Source organism: Brucella sp. TWI559 (assembly GCF_039674265.1).
Classification (GTDB): Bacteria; Pseudomonadota; Alphaproteobacteria; order Rhizobiales; family Rhizobiaceae; genus Brucella; species Brucella chromiisoli.
The window spans coordinates 146,457-164,898 of record NZ_JBDJNE010000003.1 but is presented as its reverse complement, the minus strand read 5'-3'; the positions used below and the strand labels follow the sequence as shown (position 1 = coordinate 164,898).

Sequence of the window (18,442 nt, the reverse complement as noted above, 5' to 3'; positions counted from 1 at the left end):
CTATTTCTTCTTCATCGCTTCCAGAAGGGCTGCACCGAAACCGCCGGTTGATGGCTGTTCCTGTTTGCGCGGGGTGAAGTTTTGCTTGGGTGCAGGTTTTGTGTCGCGCTGTGCATTGTTGCGTGGGGCGGGAGCTTCGCCACCGTCCTTGCGCATCGTGAGGCCGATGCGTTTGCGTGGCACATCCACTTCCGTCACGCGCACCTTCACCACATCGCCAGCCTTGACCACTTCATGCGGGTCTTTGACGAAGCGGTCGGCGAGTTGTGAAACATGGACAAGTCCGTCCTGATGCACACCGATATCGACGAAGGCACCAAAGGCCGCAACGTTTGTGACGGTGCCTTCGAGCATCATGCCGGGTTTCAGGTCCTTGATATCATCAATGCCGTCGGCGAACGTCGCGGTCTTGAATTCAGGCCGCGGATCGCGGCCCGGCTTGTCAAGCTCGGCAATGATGTCGCGCACAGTTGGCAGACCAAAACGCTCATCGACAAAGACACGCGGGTCGAGCGCTTTGAGCGCCGCACTGTCGCCCATGAGGCTGCGCACATCGCGACCGCAGGAGGCAACGATTTTCTTGGCAACGCCATAGGCTTCCGGGTGAACGGAGGAGGCGTCAAGCGGCTCGGTGCCGTTCGCAATACGCAGGAAGCCTGCGCATTGTTCAAAAGCGCGATTGCCGAGGCGGGTGACTTTCAGAAGTTCCTTGCGGTTCTTGAAGGCGCCCATTGCATCGCGATGCGCAACAATTGCTTCGGCGAGAGACTTTCCCAGACCGGATACGCGTGCCAGCAGCGAGGCAGAAGCTGTGTTGAGATCAACACCAACCGCATTCACCGCATCTTCGACCACGGCATCAAGCGAACGCGCCAGACGGGATTGGTCCACATCATGCTGATACTGGCCAACGCCGATGGATTTCGGTTCGATCTTGACGAGCTCCGCCAGCGGATCCTGCAAGCGGCGGGCGATGGAGACGGCACCGCGCAGCGACACATCAAGCTGCGGGAATTCGTTCGCTGCGGCTTCTGATGCCGAATAGACCGATGCGCCTGCTTCTGACACGATGACTTTAAGCGGCTTTGGCGCTGGCAGGTCGTTGAGCATATCCACGACAAGCCGTTCGGTCTCACGGCTGCCTGTGCCGTTGCCAATCGCAATCAGCTCGATGTTATGTTTACGGATCAGGCTTGCAAGTTCGGCCTGGGTGCCACGCACATCGTTCTTTGGCGGAAACGGATAGACCGTTGTTGTGTCGAGCAGTTTGCCAGTGCCGTCAACGATTGCGACTTTGACGCCCGTGCGGATGCCCGGATCAAGCCCCATGGTGGCGCGAGAACCGGCAGGCGCTGCGAGCAACAGGTCTTTCAAGTTGCGGGCGAAGACGTTGATTGCTTCTTCCTCGGCGCGTTCACGCAATTCGCGCATGAGGTCGAGTGAAAGGGACAGCGAGAGTTTGACGCGCCATGCCCAGCCGGCGACTTCCATCAGCCAGCGATCACCGGGGAGCGTTGCACCGATATTATAGGCGGCGGCAATTTTGCGTTCGACCGGTTTGACAGGCGAAGTGTCGTCGGCGTCGATTTCAATGTCGAGTGACAGAAAATCCTCATTGCGACCACGCAGCATGGCCAGAGCGCGATGGCCTGCAACATTGGCCCAGCGTTCGGAATGATCGAAATAATCCGAGAATTTTGCGCCAGCTTCCTGTTTGCCATCGACAACGCGGGAGCGCAGCACAGCGCGCTCTTTAAGATAGTTGCGCAGATTGCCGATCAGTTCGGCATTTTCAGCAAAGCCTTCGGCGATGATGTCGCGTGCGCCATCAAGAGCGGCCTTCACGTCGGCAACGTCTCCGGTGACATATTGCGCAGCAATTTCTATGGGAACTAGCCTGCGGTCGGTGAGGATTGCTTCGGCAAGCGGTCCAAGACCGCGTTCGCGGGCAATTTCTGCTTTGGTGCGGCGCTTGGGCTTATAGGGAAGATAAAGGTCTTCAAGCTCGGCCTTGGTCTGAACGCCAGCGATTTTCAGTTCAAGCTCTGGTGTGAGCTTGTTCTGGCCACGGATTGATTCGAGAATGGAGTTGCGGCGTGCTTCGAGTTCGCGCAAGTAGGCGAGGCGCTCCGAAAGCTGGCGCAGCTGCGTGTCATCAAGCCCCCCGGTGACTTCCTTGCGATAACGGGCGACGAATGGCACGGTCGAGCCTTCGTCAAGAAGACCAATGGCGGCGATTGCCTGTTCGGGCTTTGCATTGATCTCGAGCGCTATAATCCCGGCAATGCGCTTAATATCGTTGGCCATATTCATTCCAATCTCAAAATTTACAGCGAACATAGTCGTATGCGCGTTTGACGCAATCAAGGCCGTGACGGTGGTCCACAGGAAAGCTGCGATTATTGCCATTCACGCGTATGTGAAGATCTCACCCCTTTTTAAATCGGATTTACGCGATACATATATCGTTAAATGGCGATATGAACGAAGATCAGCGAGGTGACCATGATGTCGGACATTCAATCTGTAGCACAGTCTCATTCATTGGCTATGCCGTTGGACGAGATACTCAAGGCACTTGGCCATCCCGTTCGTCTCGACATTTTGAGCTGGCTCAAGCAACCGGAGAAGCATTTCTCCGCACAGCACATGCCCCTGGAGATGGGTGTGTGCGCCGGTCAGTTCGAGCGGTGTGGCCTTTCCCAGTCCACCGTTTCTGCGCATTTGTCCGTGCTGACGAAAGCGGGGCTGATTACGCCCCACCGCGTTGGCCAATGGACCTTCTATAAGCGCGATGAGGAGGCGATTGCCGCCTTGCTCAAATCGCTATCCGATCTTTAGCCCAATCTTTCCCATTTGCCCAATCTTTCCCATTTGAAGGAATGCATCTATGGCCACATTGTTCGATCCAGTCACAATCGGCGATCTCAAGCTTGCCAATCGTATCGTTATGGCACCGCTGACGCGCAATCGCTCGCCGCGTGCTGTGCCAAACGACCTCAACGTCACCTATTATGAACAGCGCGCAAGTGCCGGTCTCATCATCACCGAAGCGACGCCGATCAGCCATCAGGGGCAGGGCTATGCCGATGTGCCGGGCCTTTACTCAGACGAGCAGCTTGCAGGCTGGAAGCGCGTGACCGATGCGGTTCACAGTGCAGGCGGTAAGATTGTTGTGCAGATGTGGCATGTGGGGCGTATTTCGCACAACAGCCTGCAGCCAAATGGCGGCAAGCCGGTGGCGCCTTCAGCCATTACCGCGAAGTCTAAGACCTATCTCGTGCATCCAGACGGCACCGGCGAATTTGCGCCAACGTCTGAGCCGCGTGCGCTTGAAAAGAGCGAGCTTCCAGAAATCGTTGCCACCTATGCCAAGGCTGCAAAGGATGCTGTCGAAGTGGCTGGTTTTGACGGTGTCGAAATTCACGCGGCAAACGGCTATCTGATTGATCAGTTCCTGCGTTCAGGCAGCAATCACCGCACCGATGAATATGGCGGCTCCATCGAAAACCGCGCGCGCTTCCTGTTTGAAGTGGTGGATGCAATTACCAAGTCGGTTGCGCCGGGCAAGGTGGGCATTCGTCTTTCGCCGGTCACGCCTGCCAATGACGCATCGGATCCCGATCCGCAGCCGCTGTTTGATTATGTGCTCGAAAAGCTTGCCGCTTATGGTCTTGCCTATATTCACATCATCGAAGGTGCGACCGGCGGTCCACGCGATTTTCAGCAGGGTCCGCAGCCATTCGATTATGCGCGTCTCAAGCAGGTGTATCGCGATGCGGGTGGTAAGGCTGCCTGGATGGTTAATAATGGCTATGATCGCGCGCTGGCGGAACAGGAGATCGAAAGCGGCCGTGCCGATGTGGTTGCTTTTGGTAAGCCGTTCATCTCCAACCCTGATCTGGTTCGCCGTTTTAAGGAAAATGCCCCGCTCAATGAGCTGGATCAGCAGCATATGTATGGCGGCGGTGCCAAGGGGTACACGGATTATCCGGTTCTCGCTTAGTGTCTGTTCTAAAAGCCACCATGCCGGTCTGCAAATGGCAATTTGTCTGCGTTCCGATGCTCATGTACCCAAAAGTACACTCCGCTTCGTTACTCGAAAATCACCATTTTCGCCACGGCCTGCCGTTTTTTGATTCAGACACTTAGCCATAAAATAAAAAAGGCCGGAGTCTTTCCGACCTTTTAATTATAAACGTGCCCGCGTCGAGCGCGGCGTTGCCAAGAGTAGGTTGGTTTCGCTGGCCTTAATGCCCGGCACCAATCGGATGCGACGTAACACGGCATCGAAATCAGTTAGTGTCGCTGCACCCAATTCCACCACCAGATCAAAACGACCATTGGTGGTGTGAATGGCTGAAATTTCCGAGAAGCCGCCAAGCGCCTTGACCACGCGGTCGGCGACATGGCCTTCGATTTCGATCATCATGATACCGCGCACCGGCAGATCAACCGCATCAGAGCGCAGGATCACCGTATAGCCGATGATGTCGCCAGACTGTTCCAGACGTTCCATGCGCGAGCGAACCGTTGCACGCGAAACGCCAAGATCGATTGCTACATCCGAAATGCTGCGTCGGCCATTGTGACGTAAAAGCGTGATGAGCTTTTCATCCAGATTGTCCATGTTTTCTCCATTTTGAAAAGCCAATCCGACATTCTGATAAACCAAACCATTAAAATTGCCAATCCGGTTGCTTCACTTCGCCAAGCGTAAATGCTCAATCTAAGACGATATTTTTTTCAGGAGTAGCACTTTATGCATTGCAAGATTTTGGGATTGCCGGTTCAGGAAGGCACAGGTCGTTTGGGCTGCAATATGGGCCCGGACGGTTATCGCGCCGCTGGCATTGCCGATGCAATTCGCGAGTTGGGCCACGCGTTTACCGATCTCGGCAATCTGGCCCCGGCAGCGCTGCGCCCACTGACGCACCCCAATCCTGCGATCAAGGCCTTGCCGCAGGCTGTTGCCTGGATTGAAGCCATCAGCGAAGCAGCCTACCGCGAGAGCGAAGAAGGTTTCCCGATTTTTCTCGGCGGCGATCATCTGCTTGCAGCGGGCACTGTTCCCGGCATCGCGCGCCGCGCAGCAGAAAAGGGGCGCAAGCAATTTGTGCTGTGGCTTGATGCCCATACGGATTTCCACACGCTGGAAACAACGGACAGCGGCAATCTGCATGGCACGCCGGTCGCCTATTACACGGGACAGAAGGGTTTTGAAGGCTACTTCCCGGCATTGGCGGCCCCGATTGATCCGGCCAATGTCTGCATGATGGGTATTCGCAGCGTCGATCCGGCAGAGCGCGCTGCGATCAGACAGACCGAAGTTGCCGTTTATGACATGCGCCTTATCGATGAGCATGGTGTGGCAGCGCTGCTGCGCCGTTTCCTTGAACGCGTGAAAGACGAAAATGGCCTTCTGCATGTGAGCCTTGATGTCGATTTCCTTGAGCCATCGATTGCGCCAGCTGTCGGCACCACGGTTCCGGGCGGTGCGACCTTCCGTGAAGCGCATCTCATCATGGAAATGCTGCATGACAGCGCGTTGGTGACAAGTCTCGATCTGGTGGAGCTGAACCCGTTTCTCGATGAACGCGGGCGCACCGCAACCGTGATGGTTGATCTGATGGCGAGCCTGTTGGGCCGCAGCGTCATGGATCGCCCAACCATCAATTATTGATTTCAGAAAACGCATTCCTTGCTGGCGAGATCAAACGGTTCGCCGCTGAATGTTAAGGAGTAAGAATGACCCAATCGAACCTCAATATCGTGCCTTTTGTCAGTGTTGATCACATGATGAAGCTGGTGCTTTCCGTCGGTGTTGAAACCTTCCTCAAGGAACTCGCCGATTATGTGGAAGAAGATTTCCGCCGCTGGGAAAGTTTTGACAAGACGCCACGCGTGGCTTCGCATTCCGATGAAGGCGTGATCGAACTGATGCCAACAAGCGATGGAACGCTTTACGGCTTTAAATATGTGAACGGTCATCCGAAGAATACGCGTGATGGTTTGCAGACGGTCACGGCCTTCGGCGTTCTCTCAGATGTTGGCAGCGGTTATCCGATGCTGTTGACCGAAATGACCATTCTCACAGCACTACGCACGGCTGCAACCTCGGCCGTTGCGGCCAAACATCTTGCGCCAAAGAATGCACGCACGATGGCAATCATCGGCAATGGCGCGCAGAGCGAATTTCAGGCGCTGGCGTTCAAGGCAATTCTCGGAATCGACAAGCTGCGTCTTTACGATATCGATCGCACGGCTTCGGAGAAATGCGCACGCAATCTCGAAGGCGCAGGCTTTGAGATTGTGATCTGCAAAGATGTTGAAGAAGTAGTCGAGGGTGCGGACATCATCACGACGGTCACTGCCGATAAGCTTAATGCCACGATCCTGACCGACAACATGGTTGGCGCGGGTGTGCATATCAATGCAGTTGGTGGCGACTGCCCCGGCAAGACTGAACTGCATGGCGATATTCTGCGCCGTTCGGACATCTTTGTTGAATATCCGCCGCAGACCCGCATCGAAGGTGAAATTCAACAGCTTCCGGAAGACTATCCCGTCAATGAATTGTGGGAAGTGATCACCGGCAAGACCGAAGGCCGCAAGGATGCGCGTCAGATCACGTTGTTTGACTCGGTCGGTTTTGCAACGGAAGATTTTTCAGCACTGCGCTACGTTCGTGACAAGCTGAAGGATACGGGTTTCTATGAGCAGCTCGATCTTCTCGCTGATCCTGATGAGCCTCGCGATCTTTACGGCATGTTGCTTCGACACAAGCAGCAGCTTCAAGTGGAGAAGGCCAAGCCTGCCGCATAAAAATGAAACGCCTGCCACTCAATGAGAGGCAGGCGTTTTTATAATGGTTTACGCGCGTGACGCGGGGCAGAGAATTTCCCGCTATGGGTTGCTATCGCCATTTCGAAACTATCGGCGATACGCCGTGCGCGATCGATGAAAATCACGGCGCCTTCGGGTGGGAAAATCTCGTGTACCGTTTGTTCGAACAGTTGCAGCCAGCGGTCGAAATGATCGCCTTTCAAGCCAAGCCGCAGATGCGGCGGCATGGGGCGTCCGCTGTAGCTGCCGGTTTTTAGAATCACCGACGACCAGAATTCAGCTATTTGTTCGAGATGATGGTCCCAGTCATCGACTTCTTGCTTGAAGATCGGGCCAATGACGTCGTCCTCGCGAGCACGTCCATAAAATGTATCCACCAGTTGCTTGATGGACGCCTTGTCGATGGATGGATGAGGCTGATTGATGAGAGAAGTCATATGCTGCTGGCTGCCTGAAGCTAATTCTGAGTCATGCGCCTAACGCTGGTTCTTATTCTTCCACTCGTGGCGAAGAACCAGATAGACGAGGGCGATGAAGGCAACCACCGCGAAAATGCTGGATGTATACAGCATCACGATTGCATCGCCGATGCGTTCATTTGCCATCATCCAGCTTGCGAGGGACAAGCCACATGCAAGGCCGAAAATCCATGTGATGAATAGGATCAGTGATTTCATTTCGGCTCCGCTAAGTTGCTTTGGCTGTGACTTGAAGCTTCGCAGATTCGAGGGGCTATTTATAGTGACATGAGATTCTGTACGATGTTGAGAACATAAACAGCGGCCTGCGCAAGGGCGGCAATAGCGGCGGCGGTCGCTGCCGCTTTGTTATACTGCGTTGCTTTCACCCAGCCTTTATGATGCGAATCGAGATTCGTTGCGACCTCATTGACCCATTCTTCAGATACTGTCCCATCGGGCTTTCGCAGCTTTCTCGATGGTTTAATAGCGGGAACGTCAACACCTGCTGACCGCATCCAGAGGATGCCAGCGGCCACGCCAGTTACAACTGAAATCAAATGAAGAGCGAGGAAAATAAAGTTCAGATAAATCATACCACCAACTCACGCTTTTGGCTGATGGTTATCGTAGTTTGACTGATTTGTTGAGATGAAAGTTTGCCCGAGGCGACAATATCCGCAGAAAATGGTTGGTAGCGGATGGCACTCCTTAATAGAATTAATTAAGCCTATGAAATAATTAAATAATTTTTGCCGGATTTGGGTATGGTGTCCGCAAAATACCCGCCTTTTATACAAAGCTGGTATTGGTATTTGTTGGTTGGTTATTCGTGCTTGGCAGGTTTTCAGTTCATTTGCCTGCCATAGCGCGTCCTTCGCTTACTTTTCTGCCTTTTGGGAAAACGCTGTCACTCATCTTTTGTGTATGTTGGTTTTCCCAAATCCCTATGAGGTGGTTCGCTGGTGGCAAGTATGAGGCGGCGGCATGTAAATAAAAGGCTCACCATTTTCGGATGCTTTAACTGCCGGAAGATCAAAAAATGCTAAAATTAATGAGGCGTTTAATAAGCTTGTTGACTTGATGAAGGACGTTCATGGCGGTGATTGACTGATCAAGTTAGATCATGAGCGGCGGGCGAGTTTAGCCTTGCAGCGATAAAAGAGCGGCTTACGGGTCGCTTTTGCCTTATTTCTCTGGAATTATTGCCATAATAATCATGGTATATTATATGAATAATCTAAGGAGAAAAAAGATGTCTCGCAACGCAGTGCCTATCATTAAGAATGATGGTGTCCAGTTCCCTCCGCGCGCGCCTCGCGAGCCAGTGGACTTTGCTGCGATTCGTAAGGACGTGATGGCACGTTTCCCTAAAATACGGGCCGAACTTGCTAAATGAACCTATATGGCTTCCAATAGACGAAGTCATCGAAATCAATCGCGCCGAAGTAGGGGAAACAGGGGAGAATTTCGCGCTTTTGAGGCCTGAACTCCTTGAAAGTGCGCTTGGTCGCCCGATCAACCATTTTCATTACTCGCAGGACAATGATATTCTGCGTCTTGCTGTCCTTTTAATGCTGGCGCTTGCTGAAAACCATCCTTTCGAACAAGGTAATAAGCGTACTGGCTGGACGGCAGGTGTGATGTTTATGATCGTAAATGGTTATGACATCATATGGGATTCCGAAGACATAGCGCAAGAATTCGTCAGGCTAATCGAAGGGGACATCTCCATTGACCGCTTTGAGGAGCAATTAGTTTACTTCATCAAAGAAACTTGAAGCGCGGGCAAGGCATTTTTTCTTTGAGGTAAAGCGAATGAACGTCGCGGTGCCAGACCAGCTTGAATAGCCTCTGGCTGAAAAGGACAAGCGGAAAGATTTGATCTGGGCAGACGACATGCGTGGTTTTCAGATCGTTGCCATAAAGCCGGGCGGACTTAGCCGGATTGTGTTCGAGCTGGTGAAGAATTGATCAGACAAGCCATCCTGCAAGATCTGCAAGCCTGATTGGAAGTTGCTCAACGCCTTTTTCAATTAGCCGAGTGGCAATGGTCTGCAAGCCTGCAGCGGGCAGGCCTTTGATTTTGTCCATCAGCTTTTGCCGGACACCTTCATCGCCTTCCGCTTCTGCGACCTTCGATAGTAAAAGCTGTTTGATCGTGTCGTCATGAATTTTAATTGTGATCACACCAAGCACAGCACCTAAACCGCCATCGTCTTGCAAGAAGTCCAGCCCCCGAGCTGTAATCTTTCCGTCGACAGGATACTTGCGGCCGGTATCCTCGTCTACCATCCAGTCTGCTTTCAGGAGGCCATGCTCTTCGAGGTAATGGACATTAACTGAAACGGCATTGTCATGTGAATTGAAAAGCTCACCCATATCGGTAAGATTCGGATAATCGACCAGCAAGAAATTTAGAATTTCCCTTTGAAACCGTCGGTCTAATTTTTCACCCATTGCTAGCCCCCTATGTCGCGATTCTTGTCGCATGGAGTGGCCAGTATATTGGGTAAGTTACTGGAAAATATAGGAAATTATTTGCAACATATTGCAACACAAAAGTCGACTTAGGATATTGTAAATAGCAATTTAAGTGATTGATTTCACTGGGTAATTTAATGGTAGCGGAGGACGGATTCGAACCGCCGACACAAGGATTATGATTCCTCTGCTCTAACCTACTGAGCTACTCCGCCACACATTGCAGTAAAACAGTTTTCTGCGCCGTCTCCAGCGTTTCCTGAACTGTGTTCATGCAAGGAATGGCGGCGGTATATGTGGGGAATGAAACCCTGTCAAGCATTCTTCGCATAGGTTTCGTCTTGTTTTCCACGTTTTGCGTAGATAAGTAACTACCGGAAAGCAAAGGCTTAAGTTTATGGCACCTCGTATTGCGGTTTTGGGTTGTGGCTATTGGGGCGGCAACCATATTCGTACCTTGAAGAGCCTTGGGGTCCTTCAGGGTGTTTCTGACGCCAATCCACAGAATGCGGAACGATTCGCTTCCGAGTTCGGTGTTCCCAACATTCCGGTCGATGAACTCTTCACGCGTCCCGATATTGATGGCATCGTTTTGGCGCTGCCTGCGCAGTTTCATGCGCAATATGCAATTAAAGCAGTGACGAACGGCAAAGACGTTCTGGTTGAAAAGCCGATCGCTCTGGAAGTCGCTGATGCAGAAGCAGAAGTTGCGGCTGCGCGCGAAAATAATTGCGTGTTCATGGTCGGACATATTCTGCGCTTCCATCCGGCGTTCGAAAAGCTGCTCGATATGGTGAAAAGCGGTGAGATTGGCGACGTTCGCTATGTGCATTCTCACCGTGTCGGGTTTGGTAAATTTCACGATAAGTTCGATGCGTTATGGGATCTTGCGCCGCACGACCTTTCGATGATCCTCGCCATCACCGGCGAAGAGCCGTCCGCTGTTCGCGGCGAAGGCACGGCAGTCATTGATAAGATCAGCGATTTTGCGCATGTGCATCTTGAGTTCCCAAGCGGTATTCGCGGACATTTGTTCGCCTCGCGTTTGAACTCCTATCGCGAGCGTCGTCTGAGCGTGACCGGAACCAAGGGTATGCTGGTCTTTGACGATGCCGAACCCTGGGATCGCAAGCTTGCATTCTACAAGCATGAAGTATGGCGCGAGAACGATCAGTGGGCTTTCAAATCGGTCGATCCGGTCTATATCCCGGTCGAAGAAGGCATGCCGCTGACACGCGAATTGCAGCATTTTCTGCATTGCATCGAAACGCGCGAAAATCCGCGCACCGATGGGCAGGAAGCAATCAGCGTCTTGCGTATTCTGACCGAAGGATCGGTCAATCATTCCTGATAACACGCTTTTGACGGAAATCTCTGTCAAGCGGTGTTACGGATGTAGCAAAACTTTGAACGCTCCACCCATGGCAGGGCGGGGCGTGAAGGACTAAGAGAATTGTCGTGGATTCGCTGAGCATTCTCAGTAAACCAGATAAATTGGAGCCAACATGCAGTTCATTGATCTTGGGGCGCAACGCGCGCGTATCGAAGACCGTCTTAATGCCGCCGTTTCCAAGGTTGTTGCAGAAGGCCGTTACATTCTCGGCCCTGAAGTGGCGGAGTTTGAAAAGAAGCTCGGTGAATATTTGGGCGTGGAACATGTGATCGCCTGCGCCAATGGTACCGATGCGCTTCAGATGCCTTTGATGGCGCGCGGCATCGGTCCGGGTCATGCGGTTTTTGTTCCGTCGTTCACGTTTGCTGCAACGGCTGAAGTTGTCGCCCTTGTTGGCGCAGAGCCGGTTTTCGTTGATGTCGATGCCGACAGCTACAATATGAATGTCGAGCAGCTTGAAGCTGCGATTGAAGCCGTTCGTAAAGAAGGTCGCCTTGAGCCCAAGGCAATTATTCCCGTTGATCTGTTTGGTCTTGCGGCTGACTACAACCGCATTACTGTCATTGCTGAGCGCGAAGGCCTCTTCGTGATTGAAGATGCGGCGCAGTCGATTGGCGGCAAGCGCGACAACGTCATGTGTGGTGCTTTCGGCCATGTCGGTGCGACGAGCTTCTATCCTGCCAAGCCGCTCGGCTGCTATGGCGATGGCGGTGCAATGTTCACCAATGATGCTGAACTGGCCGATACGCTGCGCTCAGTGCTGTTCCACGGCAAGGGCGAAACACAGTATGACAATGTTCGCATTGGCATCAATTCGCGTCTTGATACGATTCAGGCCGCTATTCTTCTGGAAAAGATGACGATCCTTGAAGATGAAATGGAAGCGCGTGATCGCATTGCCAAGCGCTACAATGAACGGCTCAAGGATGTGGTCAAGGTTCCGGCTTTGCCTGCCGGCAATCGTTCGGCCTGGGCACAATATTCGATTGAAAGCGAAAATCGCGATGGTCTGAAGGCGCATCTTCAGGCAGCGGGCATTCCGTCGGTCATCTATTATGTGAAGCCGCTGCATCTGCAGACGGCTTACAAGCATTATCCGGTTGCACCGGGCGGTCTGCCGGTTTCGGAGGCGCTGCCTACGCGCATTTTGAGCCTGCCGATGCATCCTTATCTTTCGGAAGAAGATCAGGACAAGATCATCGGCGCGATCCGTGGTTTCCACGGCAAATAAGCCTGATTCATCTGTGATCAGAGAAAGCCCGGCGAAAGCCGGGTTTTTTTATTTTTGACGTTTAGCAATGCGCGATGCAACGAAGCGGGCGATTGCCGGGCCTGCAAGCAGTACGATGAAAAAGCGGCTGGTTTGCATGGCGATGATGAATGGCAGATCGACATGGCTTGACGCTGCAATAATGGCCACTGTATCGGCCCCGCCGGGGCTGGTGGCGAGATAGGCTGTGAGGGGATCAAGGCCGAGTGCATGGCCGAGGACCATGCCAAACAATCCGCAGACTGCGATCAGAATGAGTGTTGAGGCGAGGGCTGCCGGAAAAGCGCGTGCTGCGTGTGCGATGATTTGGCGGGTAAAGCCAAGGCCTATGCGCCAGCCAATAAAAATATAGCTCCCTGCCAGCAACCATGGCGGCAGGTCGATGGTCATCAGACCAATATCCTGTAACAATGCGCCAAGCGCTAATGGTACGAGCATTGCGCCGGTTGGAATGCGTGATATTTTGCCGAGATAAGCCCCGCAGACGATCAAAGCGAGGGTTGGGCCGAGCGTATGCCAGTTGATCGCTGGAAACCAGTCTACGGCCGCTGGAGCAACTGTTTGGACATCGGCGGTAAACATCACCACAAGCGAAGCGGTTGTTGCCACCAGCACCACGCGCAAATATTGCATGAAGGCGATGAGCCGTGCGTCTGATCCGAAGGATTCGGCCATGAGCACGATTGCAGTTGCAGCCCCCGGTGAAACACCCCAGACGGCGGTTGTTCCGGGCAAAACGCGTAAGCGAGCCAGAAGATAGCCGATTGTGGTGCTGGCGAGCAGTGTGAAGCCTGTCGAAAACAGGATGATCGGCAGGTGTTGTCCCATGTTGCTGAAGAATTCAGCGGTCATGGCACGCGCGATCAGCAGGCCGACAATAGCCTGCGACAGCAGCGAGAAATGCTTGTGAACCTTGATCGCACTTTCGCGCGAAGCAAGTGCAATCGCGCCCAGCATCGCGCCGAGAAGAAAGGCAGCCGGTAGCCCTAATCGTTCACCGATATAGATGAAAATGGCAGACGCGAGCAGCAGCAAACCCCATTGGGCTGGCTTTGGCGTATTGCTGAACGTGAACGTATTGCGGGCCTTTTCTTGCCCGGGAGGGACGGGTTTCTGCATGGCGCTTCTTCCCTACAACCAGGGCGGGGGCGAATGCAAACGGGATTTTTCCAAGATGGTGCAGGCCGCAAGAATAAATTCTCGCGGCCTGTCTTGTTAGAGGATGGTGCCGAATTCCATGCTGACAGGTTCGATCAGCGACAGAAATGCATCGCAGTCGGCATTGCCTTGCCAGCTTGCGCAAATCTCGGTGGCGGTGTTCTGATTATTGGCGAAGGCCAGATCGGCAAATGTGCCATCTGCGAGCTTCACCAGATGCTGTGCTAGCCAGCCCGGCTGCTGCGAGAGGTGGTTGCTCACCATTGCGGTATAGGCAGCGCGCATGGTTTGTTCATCCACGCCAGCTTTCAATCGGAAGCGCCCGAGTTCGATGCCGTTGCCTGATGTTACCGGCTGCTGAGGCTGTGTCTGCGCTTCGTAATGGCCTATCGATACCATTTCTTTTAGCGTTTCTCTGAAAGCGGCAAATTCTGGGGCTGTGCCAACGCGCTTTGCTGCCGCAAGCGCATTATCCAGCGTGGACCAGGAAACGAGGTCGACACGATCCTGCGCATCGGTTGCGCCACTAAATGGCACCCAAGAGATGAAACCGGGAAGGGCGCTGATATGTTCACGTGCCTTTTCGCGCTCCTTGTCGGCGCTGGCTATATCGTTGATCTTGTATGTGACAATTTCGAAGTATGGCGTGTTCACGAAAAACTCCTGTGTTTGATATGATGCAGATACACGGAGTCCCTGACAGTTTTTGTCAGGGGTGTGCTATAAGCTTGGCGCATGAAAACATTGCGGCTTTTTTCTTTGCTTGATCGGCTTCGCTGTGCATCTGGCCCCGTTTCTGCGGAGGCACTTGCGCAGATGATGGAGGTTTCTCCCCGGACGATTTATCGCGATATGGCGACGTTGCAGGCCATGGGGGCACCGGTCAGGGGTGAGTCCGGTTTGGGCTATCAGCTGGAGAAAGGCTATTTTCTGCCGCCGCTGCATTTTGATGCAGATGAGCTGGAAGCCATTATGCTCGGTGTGAGGCTTGTTATGGCCAGAGGTGATGGCGATCTTGGTGTTGCAGCGCAGCGTGTTTCGGGAAAAATAAGTTCAACCATGCAGGCCGGGGCAGGGGATCGTTACAGGAACCTGCCGTTGAGGGCTGTTTCGAAAATGACTGAGGAAAACAGCAAGGCGAACCTGCATCTTTCATTTTTGCGGCGTGCGGTTCTTGATCGTGTGGTTGTGAAACTCCATTACCTGGACTTGCGCGAAAAGGTGAGTGAACGAACGATCAAGCCGGTTGGCTTGACGATGTTTGATGCGGTCTGGCTGCTGACGGCATGGTGTGAAAGCCGCAATGATTTCCGAAATTTCCGTCTCGACCGGATGATCAGTGTTGAAACCACCGGGCAGGTCTTTCGGCACCAGAAAGGACAGCGCTTTGAGGATTATCTGCTGACGTTGTGATGCCGCAAATACGAAAGGCACGGCTTCCCCTCAGAAGCCGTGCCTTTTTAAATTTATTTTCTTCAGGATTAGCCGATCATCGCGCGACGCTGGTTGATCGGGCGCTCCATAACGTCCCGTGGGGCCTTGATGCCGTCGCGCTCTTCCAGCGCTTCGGCTTTGGCGAGGTCCGCTTCTGCAACCACCAGTTCAGCTTCCGCAGCTTCTTTCTGCTGCATCAGGTCTCGAATAGAACCAAACAGGTTGTCGCGGCGCTGACGCGCTGCCTTTGCGAAGGTCGGATAAGCAAAATGATTGATGTCAGTGATGCCTGCCTTCTTCTCTTCCGATAGAATCTGGGCATCGAGTTCTCCTGCCATCCGCTCGAACTCACCCATCATCAGATCAAGTTGGCCCAGTTGACGGCGCTTTTCCTTCACCTGGAACAATTTCAGCCTGACGAGGCTTTCACGTGGCTTCATACGCAATACTCCTTGAACACCAACCAGCTCTCTTAATGTTGGGGCGTTCCCCCCGACTTTATTAACAGGCATATGAGGGAGCCGTTTTCCCGTAATATGCCATCTAAACCATTGCAAAGCCTTGCTTTTCAGGGCGTAAGCTCTGCTGCCAATCATAAGAACAGTCTCTTTAAGCGAAACAAAAAGTTAAGATTTCGCCCTTTTGGTAACCATTCCTTTACCGGCAACGTTAATCATACGCGTTAGGAATTAAGGCTCGGTAAATACGGTGTGGTTTTTGAGTAACAGGTGAAAGCGAGAGTCATTTGAATCACTTAAGGGATTTTCTTAATGTGATTCTTGAGTATCGAATGAACAGAAGAATTGCTTATGATTCAGTTGGATATGGTTTTTTTCTAATACGATGAGAATTAGGCTTGCCAACAGGAATCATATTTTGTTAACCATTTGCAGGCACCTTCATGCTAAGGCAACGACAGTTCCGTCAGCTGCCGTGAGGGAAAACTGGTCAGCGGCGGAAAGGGGATAAGATATGCGCGTCCTTTTGATTGAAGACGACAGTGCTATCGCACAAAGCATTGAACTGATGCTTAAGTCCGAGAGCTTCAATGTTTACACCACCGATCTGGGTGAAGAAGGCATCGATCTCGGCAAGCTTTATGATTATGACATCATCTTGCTGGACCTGAACTTGCCGGATATGTCCGGTTATGAAGTTCTGCGTACCTTGCGCCTTTCAAAGGTCAAGACGCCAATCCTTATCCTTTCCGGCATGGCCGGTATTGAGGACAAGGTTCGTGGTCTGGGCTTCGGCGCAGACGACTATATGACGAAGCCGTTCCACAAGGACGAGCTGATCGCCCGTATTCACGCGATTGTTCGTCGTTCCAAGGGTCATGCCCAGTCGGTCATCACCACGGGCGACCTGATTGTTAACCTCGACGCAAAGACCGTCGAAGTTGGTGGTCAGCGCGTTCACCTGACCGGCAAAGAATATCAGATGCTTGAGCTTCTTTCGCTTCGTAAGGGCACGACGCTCACCAAGGAAATGTTCCTTAACCATCTTTATGGCGGTATGGACGAGCCTGAGCTGAAGATCATCGACGTGTTTATCTGCAAGCTGCGCAAGAAGCTTGATGCTGTTTCTGGCAGCCAGAGCTACATTGAAACCGTTTGGGGCCGTGGCTATGTGCTGCGCGAGCCGGATGGCAGCGAGTTGCGTGAAAGCGCATAAGCATTCAACATATGCTTGAAATGAAAAAGGCTCCGCGAAAGTGGAGCCTTTTCTTTCATCCGGTACAAAAAAAGCGCAGGTTTTACCCTGCGCTTTTTGCGTCATCAAAGCCGCTTATTCTGCGGCGAAGACGATGTCTTCGGCCGTTGCATGGATGGAGATTGTCATGCCGGCATCTTCCGCGAGCAGAAGCGTGTAATATGGCTGCACCGAATGCGCATCGATTGGCTCTTCCGGTTCTGCACCCGAATGCAGTTCGAGGAATTTTGGCGGCACACGCAGCATCCGGCCTTTGGCTGTGATGACAAAACGGGGATTGGTGTCGCCATTCTCAAGTCGAACGGCCAGCGAGCCGCCACGCGGAATGGCCGCATTGCCGATCAAAAGCAGATTGAGCAGAAGCTTGACCTTGTTTTTCGGCAGCAAAACGCGTGCGCCTTCCCAGGTCAGTTCTGGCTTTTCATTTGCAAAATATTGCATGGCAACGTGCTGTGCATCGCCCGTATCGATTTGTACGCCTGCGGAACCGGCAGCGCCAAAGGCGATGCGGGCAAACTGGAGGCGGGCTGAAGCATTGCGGGCGCTTGATTTGATGAGCGCCATCGCATCTTCATCAGCACCGCCTTCTTCGAGCAGTTCGAGGCCATTGTTGATGGCGCCAACCGGCGAGATGATGTCATGACAGATACGGCTGCACAGAAGCGCACCAAGATCGAGTGCGGACAGGGTAACAGGCAATGGCATGGTTTTTTCTCCAGGCGCGAACCGTCTCTGCTGATCGACCTTTGGTCGAATGTCAGGCGGCAATCAGTTGATGAGCATAAATCCCGACGAATCAACGTCGGAAACCTTGGAATCTGGATACACGTGACACCCGATTGCCGCAAGAAAGCTGTTATTTGCTGCCATTCTAAAGTCTATTTCAGGGCATAAAGATTTAGACAATAAATTCGCGGTTAGAATACGCACGATTCGGCAAAGCGCTCGTAAGAAGCGTAGCCATGCTTTTAACAGGGCGTCAGACAGAGAAGCTGGTAGGCAAAAGGAATGATAAATGGCCATACCGTCCCTGTCGCAGATCAGGCTCCGCAACGCGGCGTATAGTTTAGCGTTTATTGCGGCTTTTCTGATCTCCATCATCGCCGTGCCGCACAATGCGCAGGCACAGAGCAGTAATTCATATACGGCCGAGGAAATTGTACAATCCGGGCACCGCTTTTTTGGGTCCACATCCGGCGGAATCGCCAGTGCTGTCGAAAAGGCATTTCAAAGCTTTGGCTTGCCCAACGGTTATATTCTGGGCGAAGAGGGGTCAGGTGCTTTCATTGGCGGCCTTACCTATGGTGAGGGTACGCTCTATACAAAGAATGCCGGTGATCACCGCACGTTCTGGCAGGGGCCATCGCTCGGCTGGGATTTTGGCGGACAGGGATCGCGCGTCATGATGCTCGTTTATAATCTTGACGACATCCAGAGTCTCTATGGTCGCTATGCTGGTGTTGCCGGTTCTGCCTATATTATTGCCGGTGTGGGCTTTAACGTGCTCAAGCGTGAGAATATCATGCTGGTTCCGATCCGCACGGGCGTTGGCGCAAGGCTGGGTGTGAATATCGGTTATCTTAAACTCACATCCGCGCCGACCTGGAATCCGTTCTGATTTTCTAAGAGGCGCCGATCTGAAAAATGAGATCGGCGCCTTTCAACTCCTGTTTAAACGCGCATCTT

The 18,442-nt window shown here is 52.8% G+C and carries 20 protein-coding genes and 1 tRNA gene; 10 read left to right on the top strand and 11 right to left on the bottom strand.

The features are described 5' to 3' along the window. On the bottom strand, window positions 1–2,307 hold the full coding sequence (locus tag ABE530_RS06555; protein ID WP_499694005.1) for a Tex family protein: 2,307 nt from the start codon (window positions 2,305–2,307) through the stop codon (window positions 1–3). A 243-nt stretch (window positions 2,308–2,550) separates the two neighbouring features. Between ABE530_RS06555 and ABE530_RS06550 the strand changes: the two genes are divergently transcribed. Further along, window positions 2,551–2,841: an ArsR/SmtB family transcription factor gene (locus ABE530_RS06550; protein WP_007876169.1), complete on the top strand. Its 291-nt coding sequence runs from the start codon at window positions 2,551–2,553 to the stop codon at window positions 2,839–2,841. Window positions 2,842–2,890: 49 nt separating this feature from the next. Continuing rightward, complete coding sequence (locus ABE530_RS06545) at window positions 2,891–4,006, top strand: alkene reductase (RefSeq protein ID WP_265985638.1); 1,116 nt, start codon at window positions 2,891–2,893, stop codon at window positions 4,004–4,006. A gap of 186 nt (window positions 4,007–4,192) precedes the next feature. On the opposite strand, the gene ABE530_RS06540 is transcribed toward ABE530_RS06545, so the two are convergent. Further along, on the bottom strand, window positions 4,193–4,630 hold the full coding sequence (locus ABE530_RS06540) for an Lrp/AsnC family transcriptional regulator (protein WP_499694004.1): 438 nt from the start codon (window positions 4,628–4,630) through the stop codon (window positions 4,193–4,195). A gap of 132 nt (window positions 4,631–4,762) precedes the next feature. Here ABE530_RS06540 and rocF point away from each other — a divergent pair, with 132 nt between their 5' ends. Together rocF and ocd are read left to right on the top strand one after the other, a co-directional pair. Then, complete coding sequence (gene rocF / locus ABE530_RS06535) at window positions 4,763–5,683, top strand: arginase (RefSeq protein WP_265985637.1); 921 nt, start codon at window positions 4,763–4,765, stop codon at window positions 5,681–5,683. Window positions 5,684–5,748: 65 nt separating this feature from the next. Continuing rightward, window positions 5,749–6,825 (top strand): ornithine cyclodeaminase, encoded by a 1,077-nt coding sequence (gene ocd, locus ABE530_RS06530; protein WP_265985636.1) that lies wholly within the window; start codon window positions 5,749–5,751, stop codon window positions 6,823–6,825. Window positions 6,826–6,863: 38 nt separating this feature from the next. Here ocd and ABE530_RS06525 read toward each other — a convergent pair whose 3' ends face one another. From ABE530_RS06525 to ABE530_RS06515, 3 genes are read right to left on the bottom strand one after another with little or no spacing between them, the layout of a single operon-like run. Continuing rightward, entirely contained in the window at window positions 6,864–7,283 is a 420-nt protein-coding gene (locus ABE530_RS06525) for a group III truncated hemoglobin (protein WP_499694003.1), read from the bottom strand. A gap of 39 nt (window positions 7,284–7,322) precedes the next feature. Further along, complete coding sequence (locus ABE530_RS06520) at window positions 7,323–7,523, bottom strand: hypothetical protein (RefSeq protein ID WP_265985634.1); 201 nt, start codon at window positions 7,521–7,523, stop codon at window positions 7,323–7,325. A 59-nt stretch (window positions 7,524–7,582) separates the two neighbouring features. After that, a complete protein-coding gene (locus tag ABE530_RS06515; RefSeq protein WP_499694002.1) occupies window positions 7,583–7,900 on the bottom strand; it encodes a hypothetical protein in 318 nt (105 codons plus the stop codon). Between the two features lie 792 nt (window positions 7,901–8,692). Here ABE530_RS06515 and ABE530_RS06510 point away from each other — a divergent pair. Next, complete coding sequence (locus ABE530_RS06510; RefSeq protein ID WP_499694001.1) at window positions 8,693–9,085, top strand: type II toxin-antitoxin system death-on-curing family toxin; 393 nt, start codon at window positions 8,693–8,695, stop codon at window positions 9,083–9,085. Between the two features lie 193 nt (window positions 9,086–9,278). On the opposite strand, the gene ABE530_RS06505 is transcribed toward ABE530_RS06510, so the two are convergent. Together ABE530_RS06505 and ABE530_RS06500 are read right to left on the bottom strand one after the other, a co-directional pair. Then, window positions 9,279–9,764, bottom strand: a complete 486-nt coding sequence (locus ABE530_RS06505) for a hypothetical protein (protein ID WP_499694000.1) — start codon at window positions 9,762–9,764, stop codon at window positions 9,279–9,281. A 162-nt stretch (window positions 9,765–9,926) separates the two neighbouring features. After that, a tRNA-Met gene (locus tag ABE530_RS06500) sits at window positions 9,927–10,003 on the bottom strand. Window positions 10,004–10,185: 182 nt separating this feature from the next. On the opposite strand from ABE530_RS06500, the gene ABE530_RS06495 reads away from it, so the two are divergent. Together ABE530_RS06495 and ABE530_RS06490 are read left to right on the top strand one after the other, a co-directional pair. After that, entirely contained in the window at window positions 10,186–11,139 is a 954-nt protein-coding gene (locus tag ABE530_RS06495; RefSeq protein ID WP_499693999.1) for a Gfo/Idh/MocA family protein, read from the top strand. Window positions 11,140–11,293: 154 nt separating this feature from the next. Beyond that, the gene (locus ABE530_RS06490) at window positions 11,294–12,412 is read left to right on the top strand and encodes a DegT/DnrJ/EryC1/StrS family aminotransferase (protein WP_499693998.1); all 1,119 of its coding nucleotides are present in this window, start codon (window positions 11,294–11,296) and stop codon (window positions 12,410–12,412) included. Between the two features lie 48 nt (window positions 12,413–12,460). Here the strand turns inward: ABE530_RS06490 and ABE530_RS06485 are convergent, their stop codons facing one another. Then, complete coding sequence (locus ABE530_RS06485) at window positions 12,461–13,570, bottom strand: AbrB family transcriptional regulator (RefSeq protein ID WP_499693997.1); 1,110 nt, start codon at window positions 13,568–13,570, stop codon at window positions 12,461–12,463. 96 nt (window positions 13,571–13,666) lie between these two features. Further along, window positions 13,667–14,263: a hypothetical protein gene (locus ABE530_RS06480; protein WP_499693996.1), complete on the bottom strand. Its 597-nt coding sequence runs from the start codon at window positions 14,261–14,263 to the stop codon at window positions 13,667–13,669. An 81-nt stretch (window positions 14,264–14,344) separates the two neighbouring features. On the opposite strand from ABE530_RS06480, the gene ABE530_RS06475 reads away from it, so the two are divergent. After that, window positions 14,345–15,022: a helix-turn-helix transcriptional regulator gene (locus ABE530_RS06475; protein WP_499693995.1), complete on the top strand. Its 678-nt coding sequence runs from the start codon at window positions 14,345–14,347 to the stop codon at window positions 15,020–15,022. 68 nt (window positions 15,023–15,090) lie between these two features. On the opposite strand, the gene ABE530_RS06470 is transcribed toward ABE530_RS06475, so the two are convergent. After that, entirely contained in the window at window positions 15,091–15,483 is a 393-nt protein-coding gene (locus ABE530_RS06470; RefSeq protein WP_265985627.1) for a flagellar export protein FliJ, read from the bottom strand. Window positions 15,484–16,015: 532 nt separating this feature from the next. Between ABE530_RS06470 and ctrA the strand changes: the two genes are divergently transcribed. After that, entirely contained in the window at window positions 16,016–16,717 is a 702-nt protein-coding gene (ctrA, locus tag ABE530_RS06465) for a response regulator transcription factor CtrA (protein WP_024899367.1), read from the top strand. Window positions 16,718–16,831: 114 nt separating this feature from the next. On the opposite strand, the gene chpT is transcribed toward ctrA, so the two are convergent. Beyond that, window positions 16,832–17,461 (bottom strand): histidine phosphotransferase ChpT, encoded by a 630-nt coding sequence (gene chpT, locus ABE530_RS06460; protein WP_499693994.1) that lies wholly within the window; start codon window positions 17,459–17,461, stop codon window positions 16,832–16,834. Between the two features lie 310 nt (window positions 17,462–17,771). On the opposite strand from chpT, the gene ABE530_RS06455 reads away from it, so the two are divergent. Further along, window positions 17,772–18,374 (top strand): DUF1134 domain-containing protein, encoded by a 603-nt coding sequence (locus ABE530_RS06455; RefSeq protein ID WP_265985625.1) that lies wholly within the window; start codon window positions 17,772–17,774, stop codon window positions 18,372–18,374. Window positions 18,375–18,442 lie beyond the last annotated feature (68 nt).